This window comes from Streptococcaceae bacterium ESL0729, assembly GCA_029391995.1.
Taxonomy (GTDB): domain Bacteria; phylum Bacillota; class Bacilli; order Lactobacillales; family Streptococcaceae; genus Floricoccus.
The window spans coordinates 1,012,778-1,026,629 of record CP113924.1 but is presented as its reverse complement, the minus strand read 5'-3'; the positions used below and the strand labels follow the sequence as shown (position 1 = coordinate 1,026,629).

The 13,852-nt window shown below is 41.4% G+C and carries 13 protein-coding genes; 10 read left to right on the top strand and 3 right to left on the bottom strand.

The window, feature by feature from the left end; all coding sequences use genetic code 11:
• Positions 1–9 precede the first annotated feature (9 nt).
• From OZX68_05145 to tkt, 6 genes are all read left to right on the top strand, one after another.
• On the top strand, positions 10–339 hold the full coding sequence (locus OZX68_05145) for a putative DNA-binding protein (protein WEV60311.1): 330 nt from the start codon (positions 10–12) through the stop codon (positions 337–339).
• 31 nt (positions 340–370) lie between these two features.
• Positions 371–1,918, top strand: a complete 1,548-nt coding sequence (gene ffh, locus OZX68_05140) for a signal recognition particle protein (protein WEV60310.1) — start codon at positions 371–373, stop codon at positions 1,916–1,918.
• Positions 1,919–2,234: 316 nt separating this feature from the next.
• Entirely contained in the window at positions 2,235–3,185 is a 951-nt protein-coding gene (glyQ, locus tag OZX68_05135; GenBank protein ID WEV60309.1) for a glycine--tRNA ligase subunit alpha, read from the top strand.
• On the top strand, positions 3,182–5,215 hold the full coding sequence (glyS, locus tag OZX68_05130) for a glycine--tRNA ligase subunit beta (protein ID WEV61381.1): 2,034 nt from the start codon (positions 3,182–3,184) through the stop codon (positions 5,213–5,215). The genes glyQ and glyS overlap by 4 nt, the downstream gene beginning before the upstream one ends.
• Before the next feature lie 77 nt (positions 5,216–5,292).
• Complete coding sequence (locus OZX68_05125) at positions 5,293–5,556, top strand: DUF896 family protein (GenBank protein ID WEV61380.1); 264 nt, start codon at positions 5,293–5,295, stop codon at positions 5,554–5,556.
• Positions 5,557–5,672: 116 nt separating this feature from the next.
• Complete coding sequence (gene tkt, locus OZX68_05120) at positions 5,673–7,658, top strand: transketolase (GenBank protein ID WEV60308.1); 1,986 nt, start codon at positions 5,673–5,675, stop codon at positions 7,656–7,658.
• Positions 7,659–7,741: 83 nt separating this feature from the next.
• Here the strand turns inward: tkt and yidC are convergent, their stop codons facing one another.
• Both yidC and OZX68_05110 read right to left on the bottom strand, forming a co-directional pair.
• The gene (gene yidC / locus OZX68_05115; protein ID WEV60307.1) at positions 7,742–8,677 is read right to left on the bottom strand and encodes a membrane protein insertase YidC; all 936 of its coding nucleotides are present in this window, start codon (positions 8,675–8,677) and stop codon (positions 7,742–7,744) included.
• An 83-nt stretch (positions 8,678–8,760) separates the two neighbouring features.
• A complete protein-coding gene (locus tag OZX68_05110) occupies positions 8,761–9,036 on the bottom strand; it encodes an acylphosphatase (protein WEV60306.1) in 276 nt (91 codons plus the stop codon).
• Between the two features lie 142 nt (positions 9,037–9,178).
• On the opposite strand from OZX68_05110, the gene OZX68_05105 reads away from it, so the two are divergent.
• The 3 genes from OZX68_05105 (at position 9,179) to OZX68_05095 (ending at position 11,435) form a co-directional block, all read left to right on the top strand.
• The gene (locus tag OZX68_05105) at positions 9,179–9,922 is read left to right on the top strand and encodes an RNA methyltransferase (protein ID WEV60305.1); all 744 of its coding nucleotides are present in this window, start codon (positions 9,179–9,181) and stop codon (positions 9,920–9,922) included.
• Between the two features lie 162 nt (positions 9,923–10,084).
• Complete coding sequence (locus OZX68_05100; protein WEV60304.1) at positions 10,085–10,597, top strand: hypothetical protein; 513 nt, start codon at positions 10,085–10,087, stop codon at positions 10,595–10,597.
• A 151-nt stretch (positions 10,598–10,748) separates the two neighbouring features.
• Positions 10,749–11,435: a Bax inhibitor-1/YccA family protein gene (locus tag OZX68_05095; protein WEV60303.1), complete on the top strand. Its 687-nt coding sequence runs from the start codon at positions 10,749–10,751 to the stop codon at positions 11,433–11,435.
• Between the two features lie 98 nt (positions 11,436–11,533).
• Here OZX68_05095 and OZX68_05090 read toward each other — a convergent pair whose 3' ends face one another.
• On the bottom strand, positions 11,534–11,977 hold the full coding sequence (locus OZX68_05090) for a flavodoxin (protein WEV60302.1): 444 nt from the start codon (positions 11,975–11,977) through the stop codon (positions 11,534–11,536).
• Between the two features lie 328 nt (positions 11,978–12,305).
• Between OZX68_05090 and OZX68_05085 the strand changes: the two genes are divergently transcribed.
• Positions 12,306–13,757, top strand: a complete 1,452-nt coding sequence (locus tag OZX68_05085) for a peptide MFS transporter (GenBank protein WEV60301.1) — start codon at positions 12,306–12,308, stop codon at positions 13,755–13,757.
• Positions 13,758–13,852 lie beyond the last annotated feature (95 nt).

The following is a 13,852-nucleotide window of genomic DNA, read 5'->3' as shown; positions in this document are numbered from 1 at the left end:
GAGCGAATCTTGGAAATCGAAAAAACCAACCGAATGAATTCCCTCTTTGAATTCTACGCAGCTCTTTTGACTGAAAAACAGATGAACTACATTGAGCTTTACTATGCTGATAATTATTCCCTAGCAGAGATTGCAGAGGAGTATAACATCAGCCGCCAGGCTGTCTATGATAATATTAAGAGGACTGAGAAGGTTCTTGAAGGCTATGAGCAAAAGCTTCACCTTTATTCTAACTACATCGTTCGGGGTCAACTGATTGATGAACTTTTAGAGGAGTATAGAGGCGATGACCATCTGAAGGAAAAACTTCAAGAGCTTCAACTCATTGATGAAGAGTAACAAATAAATTAAGTAACAGATAGGAAAAGAAATGGCATTTGAAAATTTAACAGAACGCATGCAGAATGTCTTTAAGGGACTACGCGGCAAAAGAAAACTAACCGAGGACGATATTGCTCAGGTTACCAAGGAAATCCGCCTGGCCCTCCTTGAAGCCGACGTTGCCCTACCGGTCGTAAAAAGCTTTGTAAGGCAAATTCGCACCCGAGCCCAAGGCGTTGAGGTCAGTGAGGCCCTAGATCCAGCCCAACAAGTCCTAAAGATTGTCGATGACGAATTGACTGAAATCTTAGGTGGTGGAGAGTCAGAGCTTCAGAAGTCTCCAAAAATTCCAACCATCATCATGATGGCAGGTCTTCAAGGGGCTGGTAAAACAACCTTTGCCGGGAAACTTGCCAACCGCTTAAAAACTGAAGAAAACGCAAGACCCTTAATGATTGCAGCGGATATCTACCGTCCAGCAGCCATTGAACAACTTAAGGTTTTAGGTTCTCAAATTGATGTCCCAGTCTTTGAAGAGGGGACAGAGGTTAGTCCAGTTGAGATTGTAAGACACGGTCTCGACCTTGCTCGCACCAACAAGAATGACTATGTCCTGATTGATACGGCAGGTCGCCTTGAGATTGATGACCGCCTCATGAATGAGCTTGAAGAAATTAAAGAGCTTGCTCAGCCAACGGAAATCCTTTTGGTTGTCGATTCAATGACAGGTCAAGTTGCAGCCCAAGTGGCTAAAACCTTCAATGACCGCCTTGATATTACAGGGGTTATTCTTACAAAACTTGATGGTGATACCCGCGGAGGAGCAGCCCTTTCCATTCGTGAGATTACTGGAAAGCCAATCAAGTTTGCAAGTACTGGGGAAAAATTAACTGACGTTGAAGTCTTTTATCCAGACCGCATGAGTAGCCGGATTCTTGGGATGGGTGACCTTCTAACACTGATTGAGAAAGCCCAAAAGGACTTTGATGAAGAAAAGAGCCTTGAACTGGCCAAGAAGATGAAGGAGAATACCTTTGACTTTAATGATTTCATTGAACAGCTTGACCAGGTGACCAACATGGGCCCACTTGATGAAATCCTTAAGATGATTCCAGGAATGAACCAGGTTCCAGGTCTTTCTGATGTTAAGGTTGACCCTAAGGAAATCGCTAGAAAACGTGCCATGGTACTTTCAATGACTCCTGAGGAGCGTGAGAATCCAGACATCCTAAGTCCAAGCCGCAGGCGTCGGATTGCAGCAGGAAGTGGAAATACTTTTGTTGAAGTTAATAAATTAATCAAGCAATTCAACCAGTCTAAGCAGATGATGCAGGGTATCATGAATGGCGACATGAATGCCATGATGAGCCAGATGGGCATGGGTGGTAATCAGATGCCAAACATGAAGGGCATGCCTAAAAATATGGCTGGCATGCCCGACATGTCTGAACTTGAAGGAATGATGGGTCAAGGAAGTATGCCTGACATGTCTCAACTTTTTGGTGGTGGAATCAAGGGTAAAATGGGTAAGATGGCCATGAATGCTGCCATGAAGCGAGCTCAGAAGAAGATGAAAAAAGGTCGCAAGAAAAAATAAATCATAGACCTATATTTATTCATAGCTTAGGAAGATAAATTACTTTTTGAGCAAATTTGATTTGACAATCTAACAAATTTTGTTAAACTGTTAATTATTAGAAGACAATAGAAGTTGACCACACAAGCGAGTACGGCCAGTGAAAGCGTACAAGGTACAACGAGGCTGTTTTCACAACTTTGAAAAATCACACGAATGAAGGCAGAGAAATCTGTAAATCAGGGTGGAACCGCGATATTATCGTCCCTGTGCTTAGGCACAGTGGGCGATTTTTATATGTAAAAATAGATATAGTAAATACGACAAGGGAGAAACTATGAGTGAACAATTAAGTTTTCAAGATATCATCTTAACCCTCCAGGAATTCTGGAGCAACCAAGGTGCCAACCTAATGCAGGCCTATGACAATGAGGTAGGGGCAGGAACCATGAGTCCCTATACCTTCCTGCGTGCAAATGGTCCAGAGCCATGGAATGCGGCCTACGTGCAACCAAGTCGTCGTCCAGCTGACGGGCGTTACGGGGAAAACCCAAACCGTCTTTTCCAACACCATCAGTTCCAGGTTATCATGAAACCAAGTCCAAAGAATATCCAGGAATTGTATCTTCAGTCTCTTGAAGCTCTTGGAATCAATCCACTTGAACATGACATTCGTTTTGTTGAAGACAACTGGGAAAACCCTTCAATGGGGTGTGCAGGAATCGGCTGGGAAGTTTGGCTTGACGGCATGGAAGTTACCCAGTTTACCTACTTCCAGCAGGTTGGAGGAATTGAGGTTGACTCAGTAACATCTGAGATTACCTACGGTCTTGAACGCTTAGCAAGCTACATCCAAAAAACAGATAGCGTCTACGACCTTGAGTGGGGAAATGGCGTACTCTACGGGGACATCTTTACCGAGCCTGAGTATGAGCATTCAAAATTTGCCTTTGAAGAAAGTGACCAAGAGATGCTCCTAACTCTTTTTGACACCTATGAGCGTGAAGCAACAAAACTTCTTGACCTAGGCCTTGTCCACCCAGCCTACGACTATATCCTTAAGTCATCACACACCTTCAACCTTCTTGATGCCCGCGGAGCTGTATCAGTAACGGAGCGTGCAGGTTACCTCCACCGCGTTCGTGCAATGGCAAGAAAGGTTGCAAGAACCTTTATCGAAGAGCGTGCAAAACTTGGCTTCCCTCTTCTTAAGGATCAAAAGCTTCGCGACAAGTATCTGGGAGAAAATGGAAAATACGCAGAAAAAACAGCTGAGGGAGAAAAATAATGGCAGAATATTTACTTGAAATTGGTCTTGAGGAAATGCCAGCACACCTGGTTACTCCTTCAATCAATCAACTAGCAGAAAGGATGGAAAAATTCCTTTCAGAAAACCGCATCAAATTTAACACAATTAAGAAATTCTCAACACCACGCCGCCTAGCGGTCCTTGTTGAGGGAATGAGCGAGTCAACTGAGGCTGTGACTGAACGCGTTAAGGGTCCTTCAAGCAAGATTGCCCGTGACGACCAAGGAAATTGGTCGAAGGCCGTTCTTGGTTTCTCACGTGGTCAAGGTGTTGATCCTGAAACCCTAATCGAAGAAAACGGCTACCTCTATGCCGACAAGCACACGCCAGGAGTTAAATCAAGCGAGGTTCTTGAACAGGTAGGACGCGAAGTTATCGAAAAAATGAACTTCTCGACCTATATGAAGTGGGGGAACAATACCCTCTTGTTTGTCCGTCCAATCCAGTGGCTCATCTCCCTTTACAATGAAGTAGTTGTCCCATTCTCAATCCTTGAGGACCAGGCTGGACGCACTAGCCGTGGCCACCGCTTCCTAGCAAACAACGATATTGTCATTGAAAGTGCTTCAGACTATGAAAAAGCACTACTTGATAACTTTGTTATTGCGGACGCTACAAGCCGTCGCGACCTTATCACTGGTCAAATTGACGAGCTGGCTAAGAAGAACGACTGGACCATGTACCTTGAACCAGGTCTCCTTGAAGAGGTTAACAATATCGTTGAGTACCCAACAGCCTTTGTTGGAAGCTTTGAAGACAAGTACCTTGAGGTACCAGACGAAGTCCTTGTAACCAGCATGCGTGAGCACCAACGTTACTTTGAGGTTCGTGACGCAGGAGGAAACCTCCTACCAAACTTCGTTGCAGTCCGTAATGGTAACGCTGAACACCTGGAGAATGTCATCTCAGGGAATGAGAAAGTGCTTGTAGCCCGTCTTGAAGATGGGGAATTCTTCTGGCGTGAAGACCAAAAACTTTCGATCCCTGAACTTGTGGAAAAACTTAAGAAGGTAACCTTCCATGAAAAAATTGGTTCAATCTATGAGCACATGATGCGTACTCAGCTTATCGCTGACATCATCGCTGAAAAACTTGGTCTTGACGACAATGCACGCAAGAACATTGCCCGTGCGAGCGAGATCTATAAGTTTGACCTCCTAACAAACATGGTTGGTGAATTTCCTGAACTTCAAGGGATTATGGGTGAGAAATATGCCCTTCTTGCTGGCGAAAACAAGGAAGTTGCTGCAGCCATTCGCGAGCAGTACCTACCACTTTCAGCAGACGGAGTTCTTCCACAAACAATGGAAGGAGCAGTCCTTTCAATTGCTGACAAGCTTGATACCCTTCTAAGCTTCATCACAGTAGGGCTTACGCCAAGTGGATCAAATGATCCTTATGCCCTCCGCCGTGCAACCCAAGGGCTAGTTCGTATTATTGAGGACAAGAACCTTGACCTTAAACTTGATGAGCTTCTTAATACTCTTTACAAGCTTGACATCAATGGCTTTAGCTATGAAAATCAAGCAGCTGTTGTTGAATTTATCCGTGCCCGTGTTGCTAAAATCCTTGAAGGAAGTGCCCGTCGTGACCTTATTGAGGCTGCAATCGAGTCAACTAACCTTGATGTTTCAGCAATTTCTCAGGCCGCAAAAGTTCTAACAGAGCGTGCAAATGAAGAAGGATTTAAAACTTCTGTTGAAGCTTTGGCCCGTGTGGCAAATATAGCTGCCAAACTTGAAACTGAGCTTTTAGTATCAGAAGAGCTTCTTGAAAACGATAGTGAGCGTGCCCTTTATACAGCCGTTCACAAGCTTGAATTATCTGATGACGTAGCTGCAAGTATCGCAAGCCTATTTGCCCTTGAAGAGGTCATTGCAGACTTCTTTGACAACACAATGGTTATGGCCGAAGATGAAGGTGTTCGTAATAATCGTCTAAGTATCCTAGCGACTCTTGCTGCAAAAGCTTCAACAATTGCAGATTTTACAAAGATTAATACCAAATAGTCTTAAATCTTTGCAGGAAGTTTATAAGTCCGCTATACTGGTCGTAGAATTTACTAAAGGAGATAAATATTATGGCAATTACTGATGAACATATTAACCGCATTAACGAGTTAGCCCGTAAGAAAAAGGCTGAAGGTCTTACTCCTGAAGAGACTGAGGAGCAGGCTAAACTACGTAAACAATACATTGAGGGTATTAAAGGTAGTCTGCGTTCACAAATTGAAGGTGTTAAGGTTGTCGATGAAGAAGGCAATGATGTAACCCCTGAAAAACTAAAACAAGTTCAGGCTGAAAAGGGAATCCACGGAAGAACCCTTGAAGATATTGACGACAACAAATAGATTTTTTATGATTCCCTGGTTTGCTCCAGGGGATTATTTTTTTAAATGTATGGTATAATGAAAGGGAATTTAACTAAAATTTTTGGTTATTTTGATAAAAGGATGGAGAATAAATCATGAAATTTGACAGTACCGATCAACTTGCAGTAGATACGCTTAGAACCTTATCTATTGATACCATTCAAAAGGCTAATAGTGGTCATCCAGGGCTTCCAATGGGTGCAGCTCCTATGGCTTATGTGCTTTGGAATAAATTTTTAAATGTTAACCCTAATACTGGCCGTAAGTGGTCAAATCGTGACCGTTTTGTCCTTTCAGCAGGTCATGGTTCAGCCCTTCTTTACAGCCTTTTACATACAGCTGGCTATAACTTAACAATTGAAGACCTTAAAAACTTCCGCCAGTGGCAATCTAAAACCCCAGGTCATCCAGAAGTGGACTGGACTGACGGTGTGGAAGCAACAACTGGTCCTCTAGGACAAGGGATTGCCAATGCTGTAGGTATGGCTATGGCTGAAGCTCACCTGGCTGCAACTTACAATAAACCAGGTTTTGATATTGTCGACCATTATACTTATGCCCTAAATGGAGATGGGGATTTAATGGAAGGTGTTTCTCAGGAGGCAGCAAGTCTTGCCGGTCAACTTAAATTAGGAAAATTAGTCCTCTTATATGATTCAAATGATATCTCCCTTGACGGACCACTTGACAAGTCATTTTCAGATGACGTTAAGATGCGTTTTGAGTCTTATGGTTGGCAGCACATTCTTGTAAAGGATGGAAATGACCTAGAAGAGATTGCAAGTTCCCTTGAAGCAGCTCGTGCTGAAAGTACAAAACCTACAATCATTGAAGTTAAGACAATCATTGGTTTTGGAGCTGAAAAACAAGGAACATCAGGTGTTCACGGAGCTCCCCTTGGAAAAGAAGGAAATGATTTTGCCAAAAAAGCTTACGGCTGGGAGTATCCAGACTTTACAGTTCCTGAGCAAGTTAAGACTCGCTTTGCAGAAGACCTTAAGGCACGCGGAGCAAAACTTGAGTCTGAATGGAATGAACTTTTTGCAAAATACTCAGAAGAATATCCTGATTTAGCTGAACAATACGCTCATGCCTTTGATGGTCTAACTCCTGAACTTGAAATCAAAAAATATGAAGAAGGAAGCTCAGCTGCTAGCCGTGTGACTAGCCAGGAAGTCATCCAACAACTAGCCGCTCAAATGCCTGATCTTTGGGGTGGCTCTGCTGACCTTTCTGCTTCAAACAACACTATGATGAAGGCTTACGAAGACTTTGAGGCAGGAAACTATAAGGGACGTAACATCTGGTTTGGTGTTCGTGAGTTTGCTATGACTGCTGCCATGAATGGGATTGCCCTCCACGGAGGAACTCGTGTTTACGGTGGTACCTTCTTTGTCTTCTCAAACTACATGCTACCAGCTATTCGTATGGCTGCCATCCAGGATTTACCTGTAACTTACGTTCTAACGCACGACTCAATTGCTGTTGGTGAAGATGGTCCAACCCATGAGCCAGTTGAACAGCTAGCAAGCCTTCGTTCAATGCCAAACATCGATGTCATTCGTCCAGCTGACGGCAATGAGGTAATTGCAGCTTGGAGACACGCTGTTAACAGTAAAACTCGCCCAACAGCTCTTGTTCTTACCCGTCAAAACCTACCTGTAATTCCTTATACCAAAGAACTTGCTGAAGAAGGTTTAAGCCGTGGTGCTTACATTATCGCAAAAGAATCAGGAAATCTTGATGGAATTCTTATTGCTACAGGTAGCGAAGTGGCCCTTGCCATTGAAGCCCAAAAAGAACTTGAAAAAGCAGGAAAATCAGTCCGTGTGGTATCAATGCCTTCACAAAATATCTTTGATGAACAAGATGCTTCATACCGTGAAGAGATTCTTCCAGCAGCAGTTCGTAAACGTATTGCCATCGAAGCTGGATCAAGCTTTGGTTGGGCAAAATATGTCGGCCTTGATGGTGACACTGTAACCATTGACAAGTGGGGGGCAAGTGCTCCAGGTACAAAGGTATTTGCAGAATACGGCTTTACTGTTGAAAATATCGTAGATAAATTTAATAATCTATAAAATAAAAAGGAAGCAGCTGCTTCCTTTTTTGTAACCTCAAGCCACAAAAAAACTCCCCCAATTGCTTGAAGGAATTTAAAAACTTATTTTTTCTTTTGCTTGCCTGAGTTGCGTCCTTTTTTGCTAGACTTAAGATCACGCTTGATATTAGCTTCAACTTGAGCTTGAGCAGCACTTTGGGTAACATCTTTAATGTCCTTAGTGTTAACCTTTGGTGGGTTAGCTTCAAATTCTGCGTCAATTTTCTTCTTAAGATGAGGCTTAATCATGAAGGTTGTAATCAACTGTTGGATGATTCCAAAAGCTCCACCGACAACCCAGTAAAGGGTAACTCCAGCAGGAGAAGACCAAGACATGAAGACGATCATCAAAGGACTTATAATAAGCATTGATTTCATCTGTGCCTTTTGTTCCTCAGACATTCCATAGGTTGAAAGCCATGATTGAGCGAAGTAGAGGATACCTGCGATAATTACAAAGGGAATACTCCTTTGGCCAAGGTTCATCCCAAAGAAGGTACTTCCGTCAATCCCTGGTGTGTAACGAGCTGCGTAGAAGAGGGCTGAGAAGAAGGGCATTTGGATTAGAAGGGGTAGACACCCAATTCCACCAAACATATTAATGCCGTTATCCTTTTGAACCTGCATCAACTCCTGTTGGGCAGCCATCTTAGCTTCAGGTGTAGCAGCATTCTTAAGTTTATCTTGGATGGGACCAAGGATTGGTTTTAGGTAGGCCATTTTTTCCTGCTGGTAGCTTGATTTATAGGCCTGGTTAAGTCCAAGGGGAAGGATTAGAAGGCGGACGATGATGGTTACACCAATAATAGCAAGTCCGTAGCTCCAACCCCAGTTGTTTACAAAGTATTCAATGACTGATGACATGGGTTTTACCAGTAGGTTGTAAACCCAACCACTACCAGTTGGCTCACCATTTTTTGTTTGGACACAACCCGTTAGCATAAGTAACGCTGTTAGGGCAAATCCTGAATACATGATTCTTTTAATATTTTTTTTCAATTTCGATCCATTCTCCTAATTTTTATAGACCGCTTAATTATATATTAAAACAGTGGTTTATTCAATAAGTCCCAGGGACTAGATTATAAGCGAACGCTAAAGTTATTGAAGTTTTTAAAGTCAGCTGGACTTTTTTCTAAATAATCAACTCGAGCAAGGGAGTTGACCCCCTGCCTGAGTTTCTTTTCAAAGAGTAGGAGCCTTGTAGCTGAGTCTGATTGAGCCAAAATTTCGACACTACCATCATCATTATTCCAAACCTGCCCGCAAATCCCAAGCTCCATGGCAAGACTTTGGGTGCTCCAGCGAAAACCAACCCCTTGAACCTTACCTGTAACAATAAATCTTAATTTAATCATAACGACCTCCTTTTTTATCATTTTAGCACAAAGGCTTTTATATCTATAATTTTTACATTGTGCCGCAGATATCTCGTATTTTAATGTCAGGAGTATCAAAAAGTGATTGTAAATATTTTGATTTTTACTTATAATCTTTCTTATGAATACTATAAAATCAAAGGATAATAAGGCCGTTAAGGCAGCTAGAAAATTATTACAAAAAAAACATCGGAAGGACTCCTACCTGATTGAAGGCTTCCACCTCTATGAGGAGGCTAAAAAATCTAAGGCTCAGATTGAGGACGTTTTTGTCCTTGAAAATTACCAGGAAGAATACCCAGAGGCAAGTCCTGTATCTGAGGAAGTTTTAAGGTCCATGACAGACAGTAAGACCCCTCAAGGCTTGGTGGCAGTAGTAAAAAAAGACAGCAGCCTTTTGGCAGATTGTTCTAAGCTTAAGCAGGTGTTGGTCCTTGACGGAGTCCAGGACCCAGGCAATGTTGGTACCCTGATTAGGACGGCTGATGCAGCTGCTTATGATGCGGTCTTTTTATCAAAGGCCTGTGCTGACTTATACAGCCCCAAGGTTTTAAGAAGCATGCAGGGCAGTAATTTTCATTTGCCAATTTTTTCAATGGAGCTTGAGTTAATCTATGACTTTTTGAAAAATCAAGGACTTAATATCCTTGTCACAAGCCTTGAAAAGAATTCTGTGTCCTATAAGGAAGTGGACTTTGACCATAACTTTGCCCTTGTTCTTGGAAATGAAGGTCAAGGTGTGTCAGCTTTGAGTAAGGATTGTGCCGATCAAATTGTACATATCGACATGCCAGGTTTGGCAGAGTCCTTAAACGTAGCTGTAGCTGGTGGGATTTTAATCTTTGCTTCCCTTAAAAGCGAATAAAAACAAATAAAAAGAAAAAGATGGCTAGCTTTTAGTCTTCTTTTAGGAAAAGATAATAAAATACAATCATAAAAGAAAGAAAAATAAAAAAATAGTGGTATAATTGGGTTCATACCGCAATTATTACATATCGCTTGATATGACCAAAGAAGAGGAAGCTAGATGACATTTTACGATAAACCTTGGGAAGATGATCCAGAATATATGGCCTTGATTGAAGACTTGCTTGTAAGACCTGAAGTCCAAAGGCTCAATGAGCATGTCCACCACCACCATACAACAAGGCTCATCCATTCTCTAAATGTTAGCTACCAAAGCTTTAGGGTGGCAAGAAAGTTTGGTTGGAAGACCAGGGAGATTGCCCGAGCTGGTCTCTTACATGACCTTTTTTATTATGATTGGCGAGACACCAAGTTTGCTGAGGGGAGCCATGCCTACGTTCATCCAAGGATTGCCTATGGAAATGCCCTCAAATTAACAGAGCTCTCTGATCTTGAGCGTGATATTATCATTAAGCACATGTGGGGAGCAACCATTGCCCCACCTAAATACAAGGAAAGTTTTGTTGTAACCTTTATTGACAAGTATTGTGCTGTTAAAGAAAGGTATATCCCCCTAGCCAATAAGTGGCGTGAATTTAGAGGTTCTTCAAAGAAGATTGGTATTGATTCTTAAGTATAACAGCTACAAAGAATTTAGGTCCCGGGGCGGATGAAAAATTTAAGGATTTATTGTATCCTTATGGGAAAGAAGTTTCACTAGGTTTTAGAAAAATGTATAATTTAAAATCTATAGTCCTAGTTAATGAGCAAATAGGAGGGTTTATATGAATAACCAAATAATTAATGAAAGAAAGTTTACTTTAAACGATTTTTACGCACGTATCTATGCCTTGATGGGTATGGGTATTACAGTTAGTGCTGTTGTATCATTTTTGACCTTAACGGTCTTCCAGGCCAACATGGTCAATATCTTAAATAACCATTTCTGGATTCTTCCAGTTACTTGGGTTCTTGAGCTGGCAGTTGTTTTTGCCCTAAGTTCTAGTACAAGGCGTGATAGTAGTTTAGCCCTACCTGGCTTTATCTTCTACTCAGCCCTTAATGGCTTTACCCTAAGCTTTACCCTAGCCTATTATAAACTAGGTTCAGTGACTCAAGCTTTCGTGGTAGCTGCTGTTATGTTCTTTGCCCTGGCTCTTTACGGAAGTCGTACCAAACAAAGTCTAACAGGAGTTGGTAAGGCTGCCCGTGCTGGATTAATTGGTCTTATCCTTTCAGGTATCGTCTTTATCTTTACTGGAGGACAAGTCTTTAACCTTTTAATTAGCTTTGCGGGGGTTCTAATCTTCTCAGGCCTTATCGCTTATGATAATCAAACCATTAAAAATGTTTACAATAGCATGCAGGGAGATGTAACTGATGGACAAGCTATTAGTCTTGCCCTAAGTCTTTACCTAGACTTCATCAACCTCTTCATCTATCTTGTAAGAATCTTTGGTAATAAGGATTAAGAAGTATAAAACCAGGACACATGTCCTGGTTTTTTCTATGAATTTTAGAGTTAGTAAAAGGAGGCCACAAGCCTCCTTTTACTTATTACTAATATGCTTTATCCAAGCTTTGCGACAAGTTCGTCAGCAAATTTTTCAAGGGCTTGAATGTCGTCTTCTTCAGCAGCTAAATCAACCTTAACATTGTCAGCACCCTTTGTTGCTCCAGTAGAAGCAAAGGCTCTGTCAAAGTCATCAACTGATTTACAGAATTCATCGTAGAAGGTATCACCTGATCCAACTACCCCGTAAATTTTACCGTCTAAATCAAGGTCTTTTAGGTCATCATAAAAGTCAACGATTTCATCAGGTAATTCACCATCACCATAAGTGTAGGTAGCGACAATGTTAATGTCAAAATCTAGTAGATCCTCAGCGTCAACAGATGTACACTCATCCATCTCAACTTCAATACCTTTATTTTCTAAGGCTTCACAAACGATATCAGCGATCTCCTCTGTGTTACCTGTCATACTTGCATATACAATCTTAGCTGTTGCCAAAATAAAAACCTCCTCTAAGTCTATAAGCGAATTATAGCAAGCTTTTTGGCAAAATAAAAGAAAAAAATACTTAGTTTAAGTTTACTAAAGCTAACTATCCTACTTTTTAGATAGATTATGAAAAAGTAATTTTTATGCTAATTAATGAAAAAATATACAAATAATATAAATTGATATTTTTTTGCATATTCTTGTATAAAGGAGCTAAGTCTTTGTGAAATAAAAGAATATAAATCTTTTAAATAATTTTTATTTAAAAATAATTTTGAAACTTTCAGAATAATATGGTAAAATATACAAGATATTTCAGATTGGAAGGTATTATTTAATGAATTCTAAAAAAGAATTTTTAGGGCAGCCACGTGGCTTACAGACCCTATTTTTTACAGAAATGTGGGAGCGATTCTCTTACTATGGTATGAGAGCCATCTTGCTCTTTTACATGTGGTTTATGATTGATAATGGAGAGCTGAATGTTCCTAAAACAACGGCGGCTTCAATTATGGCCATCTATTCAAGTTTAGTCTACCTTACTGGTATGGGTGGTGGTTTCATCGCTGACCGCCTTATCGGGCAAAGAAGGGCTGTTTTCCTAGGTGGTGTCCTAATTATGTTGGGTCATATCGCTCTTGCTACACCTTTTGGAGCACCTGCCCTTTTTGTATCAATGGCTCTTATCATTATTGGTACAGGACTTTTAAAACCTAATGTTTCAAGTCTGGTTGGTGAGCTTTACTCAGCCGAAGACCCACGCCGTGACTCAGGTTTTTCAATCTTTGTCTTTGGAATCAACCTTGGAAGCTTTATTGCCCCTCTAGTAGTAGGTTGGGCTCAGGCTCAGTGGAACTATCATGTGGCCTTTTCAATCGCGGCCGTTGGAATGTTCCTAGGTCTTGTTCAATATACCCTTGATGGCAAAAAATACTTGCCAGAAGAAGGCCTTGAGCCAGTAAATCCATTATCAGCAGATGAGAAGAAAAGCTTCTACATCAAGACAGTGGTAATAAGTGTAGCCTTGATTCTTGCCTTTGGTGTGCTTGCAGCCCTTAAGGTCTTGACCCTTAGCCTATTCATCAACCTTCTTACAGTCTTTGCGGTCCTTGCACCAGTCTACTATTTTGTTAAGATGTACCGCTCTGATAAGACAAGCAAGGAAGAAAAATCACACGTCCTAGCTTACATTCCTCTTTTCCTTTCAGCCGTAATCTTTTGGGCTCTTGAGGAGCAGGGATCAATCGTTCTTGCAACCTTTGCTGCTGATCGTGTTAACTATCCATCTTGGTTCCAAGCATCATACTTCCAGAGTTTAAACCCTTTATTTATCATGCTTTATGTGCCATTATTTGCTGTCCTTTGGACTAAACTTGGTAAAAAGCAACCAAGCTCACCAGTTAAGTTTGCCATCGGTCTATTCTTTACAGCCGTATCATTCTTAATCATGGCAGTTCCTGGACTTATGCACGGAACAAGCGTTAAGGTTGGACCTTGGTGGCTCGTAGCTTCATGGGCTCTAATTATTGTTGGTGAAATGCTCATCTCACCGATTGGTCTGTCAGTAACAACCAAGCTTGCACCTAAGGCCTTTACAGCTCAAATGATGGGAATGTGGTTCCTATCAAGTGCAGTTGGATCAGCCCTTAATGCACAGGTGGTTCAACTTTATACAGCAGATACTGAGGTTATGTACTTCATCATCCTTGGAGCCATTACCCTAGTCTTTGGTGTAATCGTTCTTGCCATCTCTAAGAAGATTGAAAAATTAATGGGAAGCGTCAGATAAGAGCTTTCCTAGTAAAAGGGTTCCCTTTAGGGAGCCCTTTTTGAAAAATCTTATCAAGCGTGGTAAAATAAGAAAAGTTTGATAAAGCATATATA